Genomic DNA, 17,344 nt, shown 5'->3' with positions numbered 1-17,344 from the left:
CCGCGCCGGGCCGCGCCCCCGCGGGCGCGGCCTACGCGGGGTCGGCGGCGGGCTCCGGGTCGGCGGCAGGCGCCAGGTCGGAGGTGGCGGGGACCGGCTCCGGCTCGGGGGTGGCCGGGGCCGCGCTCGCGGCCGGCGTCATGGTCGGGGCTGGTTCCGGGTCGGGGGCGGGCTCAAGGGCGGGGACGGCTTCGAGGACGGGGAGCGGCGCCGCCGGTGCGAGGGCCTTCTCGCGGGAGTACGACCTGAGGTAGCCGACCACCGTGTTGCCGACCGCGACGAGCGGGACGGCGACCACCGCTCCCCCGATCCCAGCGACCAGCGACCCGGCCGCGACGGACAGGACCACCGCCAGCGGGTGGACGCGGACCGCCCGGCCGAGGATGAAGGGCTGCAGGATGTGGCCCTCGATCTGCTGGACGGCCAGGACCACGGCCAGGACCAGGACCGCGGTGAACGGACCTTCCGTGACCAGGGCCACCACGACCGCGATGAAGCCGGAGGCGACCGCGCCGACCAGGGGGACGAAGGACGACAGGAAGATGACGACGGCCAGCGGCACCGCCATCGGCACCCCGAGGAAGAAGATGCCGATGCCGATGCATATGGCGTCGATCAGGGCGACTATGACCGTGCCCCGCACATACAGGGTCAGTGTCCGCCAGGCCCTGGGGCCCGCCCCGGCGAGGCCTTCCCTGGCGGCCTCGGGGAACAGCCGCAGCACCCAGTTCCAGATGTTCGGGCCGTCGTAGAGCAGGAAGAGCGTGCTGAACATCGCCAGCAGTATGCCGGTGAGCAGTTCGACGATGACGGTGACGCCTTCGAGCCCGGCGTCGGTGAGCGCCTTGGTGTTGGAGCCGATGGCGTCACTGAGATTCTTCGCGACCTGGTTGATCTGGTCGTCGGTGACGTGGAAGGGGCTGTTCAGCAGCCACTTCTTGCCCTCGGCGATACCGTCCTGGAGGCTGCTGGACAGGTTGTCGATGTTGTCCATCACCTGCCAGACGACGAACCAGCCGACCAGGCCCATGACGACGAAGCCGCCGACGAAGACCATGGCGGTGGCGAGCCCGCGCGGCACGCCGATCCTCTTGAGCCGCGCGACGAACGGCTGCAGCAGTGCCGTTATCAACAGGGCCGCGACGAAGGCCAGCACCACCAGGCGCACCGCGCCGATGATCCGCATGAGCACCCAGACCGTGCCGGCCAGGATCAGCAGCCGCCAGCCGATCTCGGCGGCGACCCGCATGCTCCACGGGACCACCGTGCCCGGGTCCGCCTGCGGCGCGGCCCGCTGGGCGGGAACCGCCGCGACCGCCGGAACCGCCGCGACGGCCGCGACCGGCGGCTGCGCGGCGGCCGGGACGGGAGCGGCCGGGACGGGTGCGGGCGGCTCGGGCGCGGCGGCCCGCACCGGATCGGCCGCCGGTTCGCGGCCGACCGCCGCCGCGTGGGCTGCCTCTTCCCGCGCGGTGATCGCGGACTGCCGCTCCTCCAGCCGGCCGGCGAGGTTGGCCAGCCCCGCTGCGAGCGCGCTGCTCCAGTGGCGCGTGTCCGGCATCGCTCTCCCCCGCCCTGTGACCATCTTTTGGCACTGCTGTGCAGGACGACGTTACCCGGCGTCCGGGTTGCCTCGGCGAGGGCACCCGCACCCGGACGGGGGAACGGCAGCGGAAAACCCCCGGGCCACCGGCCTCGGGGGTTCTCACGACTTCCGCGTCACTACGTCGACCGGTTCGCCGCCGGTCTAGTAGTTGTGGTGGACCTGCCAGTACGCCCAGGCGTCACAGGGACTGCCGTAGCGGCTGTTCATGTAGTTGAGGCCCCACTTTATCTGCGTGGCCGGGTTGGTCCGCCAGTCGGAACCCGCGGATGCCATCTTGGAGCCGGGCAGTGCCTGGACCAGGCCGTACGCGCCCGAGGACTGGTTGGTGGCGTAGTAGTCCCAACCGCTCTCCCTCGTCACGATGTTGGAGAAGCAGGCGTACTGGCCGCTGCCCACGATCTGCTTGGCCATCGCCTTGACCTCGGCGACCGTGTAGGACGGCTGGAGCGGGAAGGTCGCCCGCGAGTCGCCGCGGCTGGCCGCCAGGGTCTTCTCGCGTGCCTTCGCCGCCGCTTCGTCCGCCGCCTTCTTCTTGGCTGCCGCGTCCTGCGCTGCCTGCTTGCGGGCGTCCTGCTCGGCGGCCTGCCGCGCTGTCGCGTCGGCCGCATCGGACTGCGCCATGACCTGGTCGGTCAACGACGCCTGCTGAACCTGCTGTCCAGCGGGAATGTCCGCGAGAAGGGTCGTCGTCCCGGCGGCTTCCACGGGCTCATGCGCTGTGCCCTGGTCTGCGCCTGACGCGACGCCCACGACGGCGCCCACAGTGGTGACCGCAGTGGCTGACGCCACCGCGAATCCCCGGACCGAGATCCGGCTCACACGGTTTCCTTCCGGCATCGCCCGCTTGGTGACCGCACGGACGAAATCGTGCCCCTGGCGCTGCCCCCTTCTCCGGTCCGCCGTACGGGCCGGTCGGTCACAGGGGTACTGACCCGGTGCGAAGCCGTTGCGGATTCGCGTACTGCTCGGGCGGCTCATGGCGGTCGATGTTGACTTGTGTGGAGCTGTTTCCCGTTCCCCGAGGGGACCAGGGGTGCCATGAGCGGGGCCTGACAGCCTCACACCCTGCCGTACGCGGACGCCGCGCGGCAATTTCCGGTTGAGTGGCAAAGGTCACATCGTGCGGTGCGCGTCGTTCCGGGGTAATCGGGAGCGGAAAACGTTAGGCTGCTGCGCCCTTCACGCCGGGCGCAGCAGCCTCAACTCACGTCATCGATGGGCAAATCGGGGCATCGTACAAAACGATCAGGCCCCGCCGTCCTCCAGCATCTCCGTCACGAGCGCGGCGATCGGGGAGCGTTCGGAACGGGTGAGCGTCACATGGGCGAACAGCGGATGGCCCTTGAGCTTCTCGACCACCGCGACCACGCCGTCGTACCGACCCACCCGGAGGTTGTCGCGCTGCGCCACGTCGTGGGTCAGCACCACGCGCGAGCCGGCGCCGATCCGGGAGAGCACCGTCAGCAGCACGTTGCGCTCCAGCGACTGGGCCTCGTCGACGATCACGAAGGCGTCGTGCAGCGAGCGGCCCCTGATGTGGGTCAGCGGCAGCACTTCGAGCATGCCGCGGGCCACCACCTCCTCGATGACCTCCTTGGAGGTGACCGCGGAGAGCGTGTCGAAGACGGCCTGAGCCCACGGGCTCATCTTCTCCGCCTCGCTGCCCGGCAGATAGCCCAGCTCCTGGCCGCCCACCGCGTACAGCGGCCGGAAGACCATCACCTTGCGGTGCTGGCGGCGCTCCAGGACCGCCTCCAGGCCCGCGCACAGCGCCAGCGCCGACTTGCCCGTGCCCGCCCTGCCGCCCATCGAGACGATGCCGACGTCCGGGTCGAGCAGCAGGTCGAGCGCGATGCGCTGCTCGGCGCTGCGGCCGTGGATGCCGAACGCCTCGCGGTCGCCGCGCACCAGCCGCACCCGGCCGTCCGCGGTGACCCTGCCCAGTGCCTTGCCGCGCTCCGACTGCAGCACCAGACCGGTGTGCACCGGCAGGTCGGCCGCCTCGGCGAGCGCGACGGTCTCCTGAGCGAACAGCGCGTCGACCTCCTCGGCGCCGACGACCAGCTCCTCCATGCCGGTCCAGCCCGAGGTGATCGCCAGCTCGGCCCGGTACTCCTCGGCCAGCAGGCCGACCGAGGACGCCTTCACCCGCAGCGGCAGGTCCTTGGAGACGACGGTCACGTCGTACCCCTCGGCCTGCAGATTGCGGGCGACGGCCAGGATGCGCGAGTCGTTGTCACCGAGCCGGAAGCCCGCGGGGAGCACCCCTGGGTCCGAGTGGTTCAGCTCGACCCTGAGCGTGCCGCCGAAGTCGCCGAGCGGGATCGGCGCGTCGAGCCTGCCGTACCTGATCCGGAACTCGTCGAGGAGCCGCAACGCCTGGCGGGCGAAGTAGCCCAGCTCCGGATGGTGGCGCTTGGCCTCCAACTCCGTCACCACGACGACCGGCAGCACGACCTCGTGCTCGTCGAAACGGGTGAAGGCGTTGGGGTCGGCGAGCAGCACGCTGGTGTCGAGTACGTACGTGCGCCGGTCGTGAACACGGCGATTCTTGCTGGTCACCACGTGTGGACGAACCCCCTCGGGGAGAGGTGAGGCTGCGGTCCGGCAACCGTGGGCCGGATGCCGGTCTGCCAGTGGTATGCCCGGGAAATCCGGTACCCATGCGAATGCATATGACAGTCATCCGACGGTCATGATCCGGTCACTGAACGCTCGCCTCCCGTGGGGTGGCGAGCGCACCGCGACACAGGTCACGGTAACTCCGCAGCCTGTGCCGTCCACAGCCCTTTTTGCCCAGGTCAGCGCCTGGCTACGCTCCGTAGCGGCGGTGCCTGGCCGCGTAGTCACGCAGCGCCCGCAGGAAGTCCACCTTGCGGAAGGCGGGCCAGAAGACCTCGCAGAAGTAATACTCGGAGTGCGCGCTCTGCCAGAGCATGAAGCCGGACAGCCGCTGCTCGCCTGAGGTGCGGATCACCAGGTCGGGGTCCGGCTGGCCGCGGGTGTAGAGGTGCTCCGAGATGTGCTCGACGTCCAGGATCTCGGCCAGGTCCTCGATGGACGTGCCGCGCCCGGCGTGCTCGTACAGCAGCGAGCGGACCGCGTCGGCGATCTCCTGCCGGCCGCCGTAGCCGACCGCCACGTTCACCAGCAGGCCGGTGACGTTGTGGGTGGCCTGCTCGGCCTCCTTGAGCACCGCCTGCGTCCTGTCGGGCAGCAGGTCCATCGTGCCCACGTGGTGCACCCGCCAGCGCCCGGTGGCGGCCAGCCCGGCCACCGCGTCCTCGATGATGCCGAGCAGCGGCACCAGCTCGCCGGAGGGCCTGTCGAAGTTGTCGGTGGACAGCAGCCACAGGGTGACCACCTCGACGCCGGTCTCCTCGCACCAGCCCAGCAGCTCGGAGATCTTGTCCGCCCCGGCCTGGTGCCCCTGCTCCGCGGTGCTGCTGGCAGCCTTCGCCCAGCGCCGGTTGCCGTCCAGGATCACACCGATGTGCTTCGGGCCCTGGGTCACGTCGAGGCGATGTTCCACTCTGCGGGAGTACAGCCCGTACACCAGCTCGCGCAGATTCATCGCGTACCAGCCCCTCCTGCGCTCGGTCGCCCGGGCGCCAGGGTACTGCCCGAAAGGCCGTCCGGACGAACCGGGTCGCGCGGCGGCCCGCCGCCCGGCGCGCCACGCGGGCGGATCGGCCGCCGCGTAGTAAGCGGTTCAACCGACCGTGATAGGGAGGAACCGTGAACATCAGAAACCTCTACCGCGCCGCCGAAGAGCGCTACGGCACCATGGAGTACCGCAGGACCGGCCGCAGCGGACTCAAGCTGCCCGCCGTCTCCCTGGGCCTGTGGCACAACTTCGGCGACGACCGCACGCTGGACTCGCAGCGCGCCATCCTGCGCCGCGCCTTCGACCTCGGCGTCACGCACTTCGACCTGGCCAACAACTACGGCCCGCCCTACGGCGCCGCCGAGGCCAACTTCGGCACCCTCTTCGCCCAGGACTTCCGCCCCTACCGCGACGAGCTGGTCATCTCCACCAAGGCCGGCTACGACATGTGGCCGGGCCCCTACGGCGAGTGGGGCTCCCGCAAGTACCTGCTGTCCTCGCTCGACCAGTCGCTGGGCCGGATGGGCCTGGACTACGTCGACATCTTCTACTCCCACCGCTACGACCCCGACACCCCGCTCGAGGAGACGATGGGCGCCCTCGCGTCCGCCGTCCAGCAGGGCAAGGCGCTCTACGTCGGCATCTCCTCCTACGGCCCCGAGCGCACCCGGGAGGCGGCCCGCATCCTGCGGGAGCTGGGCGTGCCCGCGCTCATCCACCAGCCGTCGTACTCGATGATCAACCGGTGGATCGAGGACGAGGGCCTGCTCGACGTCCTGGAGGAGGAGGGCATGGGCTGCATCGGCTTCGTGCCCCTGGCCCAGGGCCTGCTGACCGACCGCTACCTCGGCGGCATCCCCGAGGACTCGCGGGCCGCGCAGGGCAAGTCCCTGAACCCGGCACTGGTCAACGAGGAGACGATCACCCGCCTGCGGGCCCTCAACGCGCTGGCCGCCGACCGCGGGCAGTCCCTCGCGCAGCTCGCCCTCTCGTGGGTGCTGCGCGACCCCCGGGTCACCTCGGCGCTGATCGGCTCGTCGTCGGTGGCGCAGCTGGAAGCCAACGTCGCCGCCGTCGGGGCGCCGCCGCTGTCCGCCGAGGAGCTCGCCGAGATCGACCGCCAGTCCGTCGAGCCGCCCGGCGTCAACCTCTGGTCGGTCAGCAGCGAGGCGTAGTCCGCCGGCCGAGCGGCTCCCGGGCCGGCCTTCCCCGGCCGGTCCGGGACCGTCCCGGCCGGGGTCGGCGCGCCGCGCCGGCGGCCCGGCGGGCGGGTGAAGCTGCGGGCGGAGGCAGGCGCGGACGGCTTCAGGCCAGCAGGAGGGCCACCGCGCAGCCCGTGAGGATGAAGGGGCCGAAGGGCATGGGGGACTTGCGGGTGGCGCGGCCGGTGAGGAGGAGTGCCAGGCCGACCACCGCGCCCAGGGCGAAGGCGGCGAAGGTGCCGGTGATCACCGTGCCCCAGCCGTACCAGCCCAGCGCCAGCGCCGCGGTCGGGGCGAGTTTGACGTCGCCGAGGCCCATGCCCGCCGGGTTGACGAGGAAGAGCAGGGAGTAGAGGGCGCCGACGGCCGCGGCGGCGAGCAGGGCGCGGGTCCAGGAGCCCTGGTGGGCCGGGAGCAGCGCGGCTCCGCCGAGGAGGGTCGCGGTGAGCGCGAAGGCGGGGAGCGTGAGGACGTCGGGGAGCCGGAAGACCCGCAGGTCGACCCGGGCGAGGGTCAGCGCGACGGGCACCAGCAGCAGCCAGACGACGAGTTCGGGGTGCGGCCCGGTGGCCGCGGCGAGGGCGGCGCAGAGCAGGGCGCAGCCGATCGCGGGGAGCATCTCGCGGCGGTGACGCCACCCGGCGGTGCCGCAGCGGGCGCAGCGTTCGGTGCCGAGCCAGCCGCGCGGGCCCGGTGGCAGGGGGTGCCCGAACAGGCAGGTCGCGGACCGGGGTTCGCCGGGCGGGACCGCCAACCGGTGCGCGGCGCGCGGGAAAAGGTACCCGCTCACCGTTCCCCACACGGCGGCGGCCACGATCGGATAGACATGCACCGGCCGACCGTACATGCACGCCTGCGCGAAGGGAGCGGCCATGGGCCGACGTTGGCGGGACGGGGACCGCGTGCTGCGCACCCCGCGGGCCGAGGTGCCGCTGCGGGTCGCGGCGTCCTACCGCGCCAGGACGCGCGGGCTGCTCGGGCAGGACGGGGTGGAGGGCGCGCTGCTGCTGACCCCGGCGTCGAGCGTGCACACCGTACGGATGCGGTTCGCGATCGACGTGGCGTATCTGGACCGGCGGCTGCGGGTGCTCGCGGTCCGTACGATGCCGCCGGGCCGGGTCGGCCGGCCGCGGCTGCTGGCCCGGCACGTGCTGGAGGCGGAGGCCGGCGCGCTGGCCCGGTGGGGCGTGCGCCGGGGTGTACGACTGGAAGTGGACTGACCGTCCGCGATTCCTGCGATATGCCCGTTTCGTACGACTTGCAGGCTGTTCGCGGTGGCACCCGCCGCCGGGCTGCTGGTAGGCATGGCGGATGTTCTCCGCCACCACCTCCGACGAGACAGCACCGCACACCGCACTGCCCACCGACGACGTCCTGTGCCGATGGGCCGTCCAGGACCGTTCCGCCGCGCGGGTCTTCACGCGCGGCGCGGCCGTAGCGGTGGCCTCTCCCGCGCTGTGCGCGCGCGACCGCCTCGTGGTGACCGGGCCGGCCGGCGACGCGATACCCCTGGTGCGGGACGTCCTGGCGGAGGTCGGCCGCGGCTACCGCCTGTTCGGCGACCGCGGCCTGGTCGACTCCGTGGTCACGGCGCTGCCCGACCTGCGCCCCACCTCGGGCTTCGGCTGGATGGACCGTACGGGCTCGGTCGCCGTCCCGCCCGACGGCACCGCGGACTGGCTGCCGCCCGCCGCCGCGCCCGCCGTCACCTCGCTGCTCGACCGGGCCTTCCCCGACTCCTACGCCTACCCGGGCCGCCACGGCGCCGGTGACCGCTGGGCCGGCGTCCTGCCGCCGGACGGGTCGGGCGCGCCCCTCGCGGTCGCCGCACTGGCCTGGTGCGCTCCCGGCGTGGGCCTGCTCGCGGGCGTCGCCACCGCTCCGGCCGCCCGCGGCCGGGGCCTCGGCCGCCAGGTGTGCGCCTTCGTCCTGGCCGAGGCGCTGGCCGCGTACGGCACCGCCGCGCTCGTCGTGGACGACGGCAACACCCCGGCGCTGCGGCTCTACCGCTCGCTGGGCCTGACCTACCGCCCGCTGCGGGCGGCGTACTTCCCGCCTGCCTGAGCCGGGTCGGGAGCGGGCACGCTGGCACAAAAGACGGGCACAAAAAACGGGCCGGTTCGCAGGGGGGGAGAGCGAACCGGCCCGAGGGGGGGAGTTACACCGTACCGCGTCCGGGCGCGCAACCCGCACGTTACGCGGCAGGAGGAGTGAAAGTGATTTCCACCCGGCGGTTCTGCTGACGGCCGCTTTCGGTGGAATTGTCGGCAATCGGGTAATCCTCGCCGTAGCCCCGCACCTGGAAGGTGTGGGAAGCGTCACCGGCGCTGCTCAGCTCCGTCGCCAGAACCTGGTAGACCGCCTGCGCCCGCTGCTTCGAAAGGGCCGCCCCGTGCTCGCTGCTCCCCAGGTTGTCCGTGAACCCGAAGACACGAATGGGTGAGGTGACGTGCCGCGCGTTGATGTCCTCGGCGATCGCCCGGATCCGGGACGTCACGGACGGCGACAGCGTCGCGCTGTCCTTGGCGAACGCCACCTCGGACTGCAGCGCGTAGGTGACCGTCGTGTTCGACGTCTCCTGCCGCTGCTCCGGCTGGCTCGCCGCCACCGAGGACTCGTCCGTCACCGACACGATGTCCAGCACCTTGGGCGGCGCGAGCGTCGAGCCCTCGGGCAGCTTGAGGTTGGGCGACGCAGGGTCGATGCGGACCGGAGCGGTGGGGGACGGATTCCCGGCGCTCGGCGGCGGATTCCCGTCCGCCACCGCCTGCGGCGCGAGGGCCGTGCCGGCGGCGACCAGGACGACGGTGAGCGTGAGACTTGCGGCGGCCGCCGCGGGTTTCATCGCGGTCACCCCTCGGAGTCGGAGATGGTGATCTTGGCGGGGGGCATGGTGGGGAGCTCGAACTCCACCTGGGTGGTGGCGGAGGGCGGGGAGGGGAACTGGGCGAAGATCGGGCGCGTTTCCTCGGGCTGGATCAGCGTCAGGCCCATCGTGCAGAGGCACTTGCCGTCGGTGTCCCGCAGGACGTAATAGCGCTTCTTCCCCGCCTCGTCGACCAGGACGGCGCCGGCGACCGAGGGCCCGGACGGGATCAGCGCCGTCTCGGGGCCGCGCCAGGTGGTGGCGTTGAAAACCGAGTCGCCGTTGTTGGTCAGCGAGCCCTGGACGGTCACGAAGCCGTCCGCGTCGCGCACCGCCGAGTTGATGACGACCGTGATGCCCTGCTCTCCCTTGATCTGCGCCAGGATCTGCGTCGGCGTGACGCTCGGCGAGGCGTCGCCGCCGGCGGTGCTGCCGTCCTGCGTCGCGGACGCCGACGAGGAGGTCTTGCCGTCGGCCTTCTTGCCCCCTCCGCCACCTCCGCCCCCGCCGCATGCCGCGAGCGTGAGGGCGGCGACGGCCGCGACCGCCACCGTCGTCGTCCCCCTGTGCCGGATGCCCATCGCTCCCCGTACCTCGTTCCTCGGCCGAACGACCGTCAGCTGGTCAAGTGGACTGCGTAGAACATGGACAGGTCCAGTGTGAAACCGCCCGACGCGGGATCGACGATGATGCTCTTGCCGTCGCAGACGAACGTGAGTTTCCCGCCGTCGTTCTGCGGCGGATGGCTGTCGCACCGCGAGGTGACCTCCGCCGTCGCGTGGGCCGTGGCCTTGATGCCGTCCGCGCCGCGGACCACGGTCCTGCCGATGCCCGTCAGCGACTCGACGTCCACGGTGTAGCTTCCCGGGCCGCCGTTGGACGTGCAGCGCTTGGCCTGGGCACCGTTGTCGTTGGCGAACTCCCCGGCCTTGATGCAGGGCGTCACCTCGTCCACGCCCTGGAGCAGCCGGGCGAGGTCGCCGAGTTTGCCGAGGTCGCCGGCCTTGAGAGCGGCCAGCAGCGCGTCGTGCGCCTCGTCCCGGCTCTGCCGGGCAGCCGCCAGCGCGGCGGCGTCCGCCGCGGACTGGGCGGAGTTGTGTGCCACGGACGCCTGGCCGACGGCGAAGAAGGCGAAGGCGAGGAAGAACAGCGCGCTCATCGCGACGACGTAGAGCCCGACCGTCTGACCCGCGTCGTCAGCGGCCCGGACCGCCGCTACTTGCCACCGCCGCCCCCGCCACCACCGCCCTTGCCCCCGGAGATCCGGCCGATCGCGTCGAGAATGGCCTTCTGGACGGCGTCGCCGATGCCCGTCGTCGCCAGGATCCCGATGATCACCGCGATCACGACCGCGATCCCCAGGTACTCGAACGACGTCTGCCCGCGGTCCGCGGGGGACCTCAGCCGTGCTGCCGCGCGGTCCATTCGGTCGCGGAGCCAGACCTCGGCGGCGGTGTAGCGCTGGACTGCCCACCTGTTCATCGTGTTTCGCCCCATTCTTTGTCACCTGGGTGGCCGTGGGCTGCCCGTCGGGGTCGGGGGTGGTGGTCACGGCGCACCGCCTCTCGCTGGTGGTCGTCGGTTGTCGTCCGCAGCGGATCGGAACTGATTGCAGGTGCAAATATGGTTGCGAATGCAAAGGTACACCCGAACCTCGGGCATCCGCAGCCGGTTGTGCGCCAATCGCCGTACCGGCAAGTGGCGTGTACAGCATGCCTGTTGATCACGCTGTGTCGCACCCCGATCACCCGTTTCCGAAAACATCGCCGAAATGGATCTGCGAGCCGATGACGGTGCCCGTGATCAGCAGAAGCATGGTGGCGGGGACCAGCAGCACGGTGATGACGCCGGTGGCGCGGGGGACCATGCGGGCGGCCCGGCGGCGGGCGTTCTGCGCCTCGGTACGCCGCATGTCGGCGGCGATCTGCAGGAGGGTGCGGGCGATCGGGGCGCCCAGCTCCTCACCCTGCTGGAGAGCGGTGACGAACTGGCCGACCTGGTCGCTGCGGTTGCGCTTGCGGAGCTGGTCGAAGGCGTCACGGCGGCTGACGCCGACGTCCATCTGCCGCAGGGCCACCCGGATCTCGTCCGACCAGGGGCCGGTGTAGACCGAGTTGACGCGCTCCAGGGCCTGGCGGAAACCGAGGCCCGCGCTGACGACGACGGCGAGGACGTCGAGGAAGTCCGGCAGGGTGCGTTCGATGTCGTCACGGCGGCGGCGGACGGCGAGCCAGATGCCCAGGTCCGCCCAGCCCCAGCCGTAGGCCAGCAGCAGCAGCGCCAGGAACCAGCTGCCGCGGGTCAGCGCCAGCAGGGCGGCGAGACCGCCGAGGGCGCCGTAGACCGCCCGGCGGGCCGCGTAGCGCTCGACGGTCAGGCCGTGCGGATGGCCGGCGTGGTCGATCCTGGCCCTCATCTTCGCGATACGGGCCGGCCCCATCATCCGCAGCACCATCGGCGCCCAGCGGATGCCGAGCCGGTCGATGGCGTTGCCGGTACGGGTGGTGCGGGTGCCGCCGACCTCCAGGGCGAGGGCGAGGTCGTCGGGGAGCTTGGCGTCGGCGCGCAGCAGCCCGACCGCGTAGACCACGCCGACCGCGCAGGCGGCGATCGCCAGGCCGAGTCCGAGGCCGATGAGCGTCATATGCGGCTCCTCACAGCGCTGTTCGTCCCTCTCATACGTCGATCCGCGACATGCGGCGGATCAGCGCGAAGCCGAGCGCGTACAGCCCGAGCGAGATCAGCACGCAGATCCGGCCGATCGTGGAGCCGGTCATCGCGCTGAGCGAGCCCGGCATGATGCGGTCCAGCAGGAAGAGCGAGCCCAGGCCGATGACGGGGACCGCGTAGGCGGTGACGGTGACCTGGGACATCTGGGTACGGATCTCGCGGCGGGTCTCCTTGCGCTCCTCCAGGGTGACGGTGAGATTGCGCAGCGACTCCACGACCGAGCCGCCGGCCCGGCTGGACAGCACCAGCGTGGACACCAGCACGATCAACTCCCGGCTGGGCAACCGCTCCTGCAGCTCGCCGAGGGAGTCCTCGACGGAGTGGCCCACCGCCATGGCGTCGGCGACCTTCTTCAACTCCTCGCCCGCGGGCGCGTCCAGCTCCTCCGCCGCCATCGACACCGCCGTGCGCAGGGCGAGACCCGCCTGCGTGGCGTTGGCCAGCACACGCGCCAGGTCCGGGAGTTGGGCGATGAAGCGCTCGGTGCGGATGCGGCGGCGCCATTCCAGGAACGAGTACGCGACCCAGCCGGCGATCAGCGCGGCGATCGGGCCGAAGAACGGTGCGAGCAGCGCGGCGGCCGCCACCCACGACCCGAGCACCAGGCCGACCACGGCGGCGGTGAACTGCCCGGGGGTGAGGTTGGTGCCGGTGGCGGCGAGCCGGCCGGCCAGTCGGCGGCCCCACGCGTAGCGGCGTACCCGCCGGTCGAGCGCGGCGAAGGCGACCGGCGGGCCGCCGGGGTCGCCGGCCTCGATGGCGAGCCGCTCGACCAGCGCCATCCGGTCGGCCCGGCCGCCGCGCCACGCGTGCAGGCCCCAGACGGCCAGTACGAGGGCGAGCACGGTGGCGCCGAGCACCAGCAGCGGATACGGGCCGGTGGCGAAATTCCGCCCCGCGGCGGCGAGTTCGCGGGTCGCGGTGAGACGGTGCGGCGACAGGGCCGCCGTGGTCGCTCCGCCGGGGGGCAGCGTCATTTCGCCTCCCGGCTGTCGAGTTCGAGTTCGCTGGCGCCGATCCCGAAGGCGGCCGGGACGTGCTCGCCGGCGAGGTAGAGGCGCTCGCCGATCTCCCGCGGCACCGGCCGGTGTTCGTACCAGCCGCGGACGATGCGGTCGACGCCGAGCGGCTCGGCGCGGAAGCGGGTGGCCGAGGTCAGCCGGAAGGAGTCGCGGCCGCGGGAGGAGAGAACCGCGATCTCGGCGATGCGGCGGGTGCCGTCGATGTGGCGGTGCAGCTGGACCAGGACGTCGACGGCGCTGTTGATCTGGTCGCGCAGCGCCTCGAAGGGGATCTTCACCTCGCTCATCGACGCCAGCGTCTGCAGCCGCAGCACCGCGTCCTCCGCGGAGTTGGCGTGCACGGTGGCCAGCGAGCCGTCGTGACCGGTGGACATGGCCTGCAGCATGTCCAGCGTCTCGCCGCCGCGCACCTCGCCGACGATGATGCGGTCGGGCCGCATCCGCAGCGAGTTGCGCACCAGGTCCCTGATGGTGATCCGGCCCTCGCCCTCGACATTCGGCGGCCGGGACTCCAGCCGGATCACATGCTCCTGCTGGAGTTGGAGTTCGGCCGCGTCCTCGACGGTGATGATGCGCTCGCCGTCGGGGATGAGGCCGGACAGGGCGTTGAGCAGCGTCGTCTTGCCGGACCCCGTGCCGCCGCTGACGATGATGTTGCACTTCGCGCGCACGAACGAGGACAGCAGCAGCAGCATGTGCTCGTCCAGGGTGCCCAGGCCGATGAGTTCCTTGAGGGTGTAGGCCCGCGGGAAGCGGCGGATCGTGAGGGTGGGGCCGGTCAGCGACAGCGGCGGGATCACCACGTTGACCCGCTCCCCGGAGGGCAGACGGGCGTCGACCATCGGATTCGACTCGTCCACCCGGCGGTTGACGGTCGACACGATGCGCTCGATCGTCTGCAGCAGCTGCTCGGCCGAGGAGAAGCGGGCGGCGACGGGTTCGACCCGCCCGCCGCGCTCGACGTAGATGCGGTCGGGGCCGTTGACCATGATCTCGGTCACGGTGGGGTCCTCGAGCAGCGGCTCCAGGATGCCCAGGCCCAGCGCCTCGTCCACCACCCGCCGGATCAGCGCGGCCCGCTCCGCGGTGGACAGCACCGGGCCCTCACGGCTGATGATGTGCCCGAGCACCCGCTCCAGGCGCGACCTTCGCTCGGCGGCGGCCAGCGCCGACATCTCGGCGAGGTCGATCTCCTGGAGCAGCTTGGCCCGGTAGACGGCGACCAGGTGGCTCTCCTGCGTCTGCGGAGTCGCCTCGTCGGCGACGAGTCGTGCGCGCAGGCTCATGGGGTGTCCTCCCTCGGCATCGTCGCGGTGCGCGACACCGGGCCGAACAGCCGGATGCCCGGGATCACGGAGGGCACGCGCACCTCCGCTTTGGCGGTGTAGGCGTCGAGGGGGGCGTTCTGCCAGGTGATGGTCGCGGTCAGCCAGTTGCTGACGGCGCCCGCGCCGGCGTCCTGCCCGGCCTGCTTGCCCCCGTGCGGCGGCGGCAGCGCCGCGGTCCGCGCGGCGGTACGGGCTGCCGTGCCGGCTTGCTCGGCGCAATACGCCACGAGCCCGAGCTGAACGCCCGCCAACGCGATGAGCAGCAGGAACGGCAACATCCCGAGATACTCGAGCGAGGCCACCCCCCGATCCGCCCTGCGCCGAGCACCCCTCAGGGGCGCGAGGAACGGCGCCACCAGCCCACCACCAGCCGCACGCCGCCACCGGCCCACAGGGGCAACCCGGCCCGCACCGGGCCCCACGCCGGTGACCGGTTGAGCGCGCAGTTCCCCGCGCCCCCGGTGCGCACCCACCAGCGCAAGAGCACCCCTCAGGGGCGCGAGGAACGGCGCCACCAGCCCACCACGAGCCGCACGCCGCCACCGGCCGGAAGAGGCAACCCGGTCCGCACCGGACCACCGGCCGGTGACCGGGGGCGCAGAGGAGCGGGGCAGGGCCGCGGCCCTGGAGAGGGGGACCCGGGAGTGCGGGGGAACCCCGCCGGAGGCGGTGTTCATCGGTCGGGCCGTTCGTCGACGGTCTTGGCGTGGCCGTGGACGGGGAGCCAGAAGTTGATGACGCCGGGGAAGAGGACCGGGACATGCAGGGTCACGGTGGCCTCGACGGTGCCGTCGAAGTTGCTCTGGGCGTCGACCTTGGCGTCGCCCGACCACGCGCCGGGCAGGTCGCTGCGGGCGGCCTCGTCGCCCGCGGCCCGCGGGGAGTCGGACACGGCGGCGGCCCGCGCCGCCGCGTCGGCCGCGTCGCCGGCCAGGGTGAAGGTGTAGCCCGCCAGTACCGCCTGCCAGACCAGGATCAGGGTGACCAGGATGATCGGCGTCATCCCCAGCGTCTCCAGGGTGACCTGGCCGCGGTCGCCGCCGCCGCGGCGGGACTTCCTGGTGCGGGCCGCCGGCAGCGCCGCCCCGGTGACCAGGCCCAGCTCGCCCGCCAGGGACCAGATGCCGGCCTTGACGGTGGAGCGGGTGTCGAGGTCGTGCAGGCGGCCCGCGTCGATGACGGGCTGGAGTTCGCGGAAGGCGGCGGGGACGACCGAGGCCGCGATACGCGTGCCGGTGATGCGGCCGACCAGGCTCGGCTGGATCTCCGTTGAGCGGGTGTGGCGGTTGACGACCGTGGTCGTGTCCTGGGGTTTGCGTATCTGGAGGCGGTCCCACATGCGGACCATGCGCTTGGCGGCGCGGACCGCCACCACGTCGGGCGTGGTGACCAGGACCGCGGTGTCGGCGACCTCGACGGCGGCCGCGTTGGCACTGGTCATCTGGGTGCCGCAGTCGACGACGACGACTTCGTAGCGCTGCCGCAGGGCGGTCAGGACGAGGCGGGCGGCCCGGTCGGTGACGTCCTCGCCGCGCTCGCCGTCGGCGGGGGCGAGCAGCAGGGCGGGGCCCGACTCGTGGACGTACATGGCGTCCTGGAGGACGCGGGAGGAGACGTCCGCGATGTCGGCGAGGTCGGCGACCGAGCGGCGGAACTGCACGTCGAGGTAGGAGGCGACGTCGCCGCCCTGGAGGTCGAGGTCGACCAGGGCGGTGGAGCGGCCCGACGCGTGGGCGGCCAGGGCGAGGTGGATGGCGGTGACGGTGGTGCCGACGCCGCCCTTGGCCCCGGCGACGGCGACCAGGGTGCCGCCGGCGACCGCGGGCAGGGCGGCGCGCTGCGGGCCGAGGTGGCGGCGGACGCCGGCGGCCCAGGTGGCGGCGGCGTCGACGCGGGCGCCCAACTCGTCGTAGGACAGCGGGAGTCCGATGACGCCTCGGGCGCCGGAATTCATCGCGGCGGCCAGTGCGGCGGGGCCGGGGTCGCCGGTGAGCAGGACGACGCCGACCGCGGGGTAGCGCAGCGCGATGTCGCGGACCAGGTCGAGCGCGGGCATCGGGCCGATCGCCTCGTGGACGATGACGACTTCGGGCAGTTCGTCGAAGCCCGACTCGGCGGCGCCGGCCAGCAGTTCGAGCAGGCCGGTGGAGTCGTGCAGCGCGGGTGCCGGTTCCGCGCCGGGGAGTTGGCCGAGCAGGCCGGTAAGGGCGCGGGCGGCGTCGGCGTCGGAGGTGGCGGCGACGATGCGTACGGTCACGGGCGGCCGCCTCCCCTGCCGGCGGTGTCCCCGGACAGCGTGTAGGTGCGGCTGGTGTCCGGGGGTGCGGCGGTGTCGCCGGGGGCCACCAGGGCGAGACGTACGTGTTCGGCGAACGACTCGGCGTAGGCGACGCGTTGGGCGTCCTCGGCGCCCAGCGCGAAGGTGATGGGCACGCCCTCGGTGGACAGCCGCTGCGCGTCGGCGCTCTTGTCGAAGGCCTTGATCTCGCCGACGTCGATGACCTGGGCGCCGGCGACGATGATGCGCGAGAGGTCGGGGTCGGTGTCCTTGCGGCCGGCGAAGGTGGCGAAGATGTTGACCCGGGCGCCCGGGGTGATCTTGCCGGCGACGCCGGTCTCCGCGTCGATCATGATGGCGATCTCCATCTGGCCCGGCCGCAGTTCGGGCCGGGCGGCCACCATGTCGGTCTGCAGCAGCGAGCCCTTCTTGAGCGCCACCGCGGCGATCTTGCCCTGCACCTGCCCGAGGTCGCGGACCGCGGTGTCCGGCAGCCAGCGCGACGGGACCTGTATCCGCCGTATGTCGGCGCCGCCGATCTGCTGGTACGCGGCTATGTCGGTGGACAGTTCGTACGCCGTGACCTTCTCCCCGACCTGCGACCGCGCGTCGTTGACGACGGCGAGCACCCCGGCGAAGGCGGCGACCGCGCACACGGCGGAGACCACCAGGAGGACGGCACCACGGCGCTGACGTGAGTTCATG

At 72.4% G+C, this 17,344-nt stretch carries 17 protein-coding genes and 1 pseudogene; 3 read left to right on the top strand and 15 right to left on the bottom strand.

What is annotated here, in order from left to right:
- Positions 1-31 precede the first annotated feature (31 nt).
- The 4 genes from BUE44_RS01865 to BUE44_RS01850 form a co-directional block, all read right to left on the bottom strand.
- Positions 32-1,561, bottom strand: coding sequence for an AI-2E family transporter (locus BUE44_RS01865; RefSeq protein ID WP_079189395.1), 1,530 nt, complete (start codon positions 1,559-1,561; stop codon positions 32-34).
- A 186-nt stretch (positions 1,562-1,747) separates the two neighbouring features.
- Positions 1,748-2,443, bottom strand: a complete 696-nt coding sequence (locus BUE44_RS01860) for an aggregation-promoting factor C-terminal-like domain-containing protein (protein ID WP_073492867.1) — start codon at positions 2,441-2,443, stop codon at positions 1,748-1,750.
- Positions 2,444-2,851: 408 nt separating this feature from the next.
- On the bottom strand, positions 2,852-4,171 hold the full coding sequence (locus BUE44_RS01855; protein ID WP_073492865.1) for a PhoH family protein: 1,320 nt from the start codon (positions 4,169-4,171) through the stop codon (positions 2,852-2,854).
- A gap of 247 nt (positions 4,172-4,418) precedes the next feature.
- Complete coding sequence (locus BUE44_RS01850) at positions 4,419-5,180, bottom strand: isoprenyl transferase (RefSeq protein WP_073492863.1); 762 nt, start codon at positions 5,178-5,180, stop codon at positions 4,419-4,421.
- Between the two features lie 164 nt (positions 5,181-5,344).
- Here BUE44_RS01850 and mgrA point away from each other — a divergent pair, with 164 nt between their 5' ends.
- On the top strand, positions 5,345-6,388 hold the full coding sequence (mgrA, locus tag BUE44_RS01845) for an L-glyceraldehyde 3-phosphate reductase (RefSeq protein WP_107415587.1): 1,044 nt from the start codon (positions 5,345-5,347) through the stop codon (positions 6,386-6,388).
- A gap of 130 nt (positions 6,389-6,518) precedes the next feature.
- Here mgrA and BUE44_RS01840 read toward each other — a convergent pair whose 3' ends face one another.
- Positions 6,519-7,289: a prepilin peptidase gene (locus BUE44_RS01840; protein WP_235001861.1), complete on the bottom strand. Its 771-nt coding sequence runs from the start codon at positions 7,287-7,289 to the stop codon at positions 6,519-6,521.
- On the opposite strand from BUE44_RS01840, the gene BUE44_RS01835 reads away from it, so the two are divergent.
- Together BUE44_RS01835 and BUE44_RS01830 are read left to right on the top strand one after the other, a co-directional pair.
- On the top strand, positions 7,288-7,635 hold the full coding sequence (locus tag BUE44_RS01835) for a DUF192 domain-containing protein (RefSeq protein ID WP_073492861.1): 348 nt from the start codon (positions 7,288-7,290) through the stop codon (positions 7,633-7,635). The two genes, BUE44_RS01840 and BUE44_RS01835, sit on opposite strands and share 2 nt — an antisense overlap.
- Positions 7,636-7,726: 91 nt before the next feature.
- Positions 7,727-8,479 carry a GNAT family N-acetyltransferase gene (locus tag BUE44_RS01830; RefSeq protein ID WP_073492859.1) on the top strand — a complete coding sequence of 251 codons (753 nt, stop codon included), beginning with the start codon at positions 7,727-7,729 and terminating at the stop codon, positions 8,477-8,479.
- Between the two features lie 130 nt (positions 8,480-8,609).
- On the opposite strand, the gene BUE44_RS01825 is transcribed toward BUE44_RS01830, so the two are convergent.
- The 10 genes and pseudogenes from BUE44_RS01825 to cpaB form a co-directional block, all read right to left on the bottom strand.
- A complete protein-coding gene (locus tag BUE44_RS01825) occupies positions 8,610-9,260 on the bottom strand; it encodes an OmpA family protein (protein WP_073492857.1) in 651 nt (216 codons plus the stop codon).
- A 5-nt stretch (positions 9,261-9,265) separates the two neighbouring features.
- Positions 9,266-9,862, bottom strand: coding sequence for a hypothetical protein (locus tag BUE44_RS01820; protein ID WP_073492855.1), 597 nt, complete (start codon positions 9,860-9,862; stop codon positions 9,266-9,268).
- Positions 9,863-9,897: 35 nt separating this feature from the next.
- Positions 9,898-10,458: pseudogene (locus tag BUE44_RS01815) on the bottom strand (pilus assembly protein TadG-related protein); the annotation flags it as partial.
- A 38-nt stretch (positions 10,459-10,496) separates the two neighbouring features.
- Positions 10,497-10,763, bottom strand: a complete 267-nt coding sequence (locus tag BUE44_RS01810; protein WP_073492851.1) for a hypothetical protein — start codon at positions 10,761-10,763, stop codon at positions 10,497-10,499.
- Positions 10,764-11,025: 262 nt separating this feature from the next.
- Positions 11,026-11,925 carry a DUF5936 domain-containing protein gene (locus BUE44_RS01805; protein ID WP_073492849.1) on the bottom strand — a complete coding sequence of 300 codons (900 nt, stop codon included), beginning with the start codon at positions 11,923-11,925 and terminating at the stop codon, positions 11,026-11,028.
- A 31-nt stretch (positions 11,926-11,956) separates the two neighbouring features.
- Positions 11,957-12,988: a type II secretion system F family protein gene (locus tag BUE44_RS01800; protein WP_079189394.1), complete on the bottom strand. Its 1,032-nt coding sequence runs from the start codon at positions 12,986-12,988 to the stop codon at positions 11,957-11,959.
- Entirely contained in the window at positions 12,985-14,319 is a 1,335-nt protein-coding gene (locus BUE44_RS01795; protein ID WP_073492847.1) for a CpaF family protein, read from the bottom strand. The genes BUE44_RS01800 and BUE44_RS01795 overlap by 4 nt, the downstream gene beginning before the upstream one ends.
- Entirely contained in the window at positions 14,316-14,663 is a 348-nt protein-coding gene (locus BUE44_RS01790) for a TadE/TadG family type IV pilus assembly protein (protein ID WP_073492845.1), read from the bottom strand. The genes BUE44_RS01795 and BUE44_RS01790 overlap by 4 nt, the downstream gene beginning before the upstream one ends.
- 371 nt (positions 14,664-15,034) lie before the next feature.
- Complete coding sequence (locus tag BUE44_RS01785) at positions 15,035-16,618, bottom strand: AAA family ATPase (RefSeq protein ID WP_073492842.1); 1,584 nt, start codon at positions 16,616-16,618, stop codon at positions 15,035-15,037.
- Complete coding sequence (gene cpaB, locus BUE44_RS01780) at positions 16,615-17,343, bottom strand: Flp pilus assembly protein CpaB (protein WP_073492840.1); 729 nt, start codon at positions 17,341-17,343, stop codon at positions 16,615-16,617. The genes BUE44_RS01785 and cpaB overlap by 4 nt, the downstream gene beginning before the upstream one ends.
- Position 17,344: the final 1 nt, after the last annotated feature.

The sequence above is a fragment of the Actinacidiphila paucisporea genome, assembly GCF_900142575.1.
Lineage (GTDB): Bacteria > Actinomycetota > Actinomycetes > Streptomycetales > Streptomycetaceae > Actinacidiphila > Actinacidiphila paucisporea.
The sequence above is the reverse complement of the archived record's forward strand: the minus strand, read 5'-3'. Positions and strand labels throughout refer to the sequence as shown.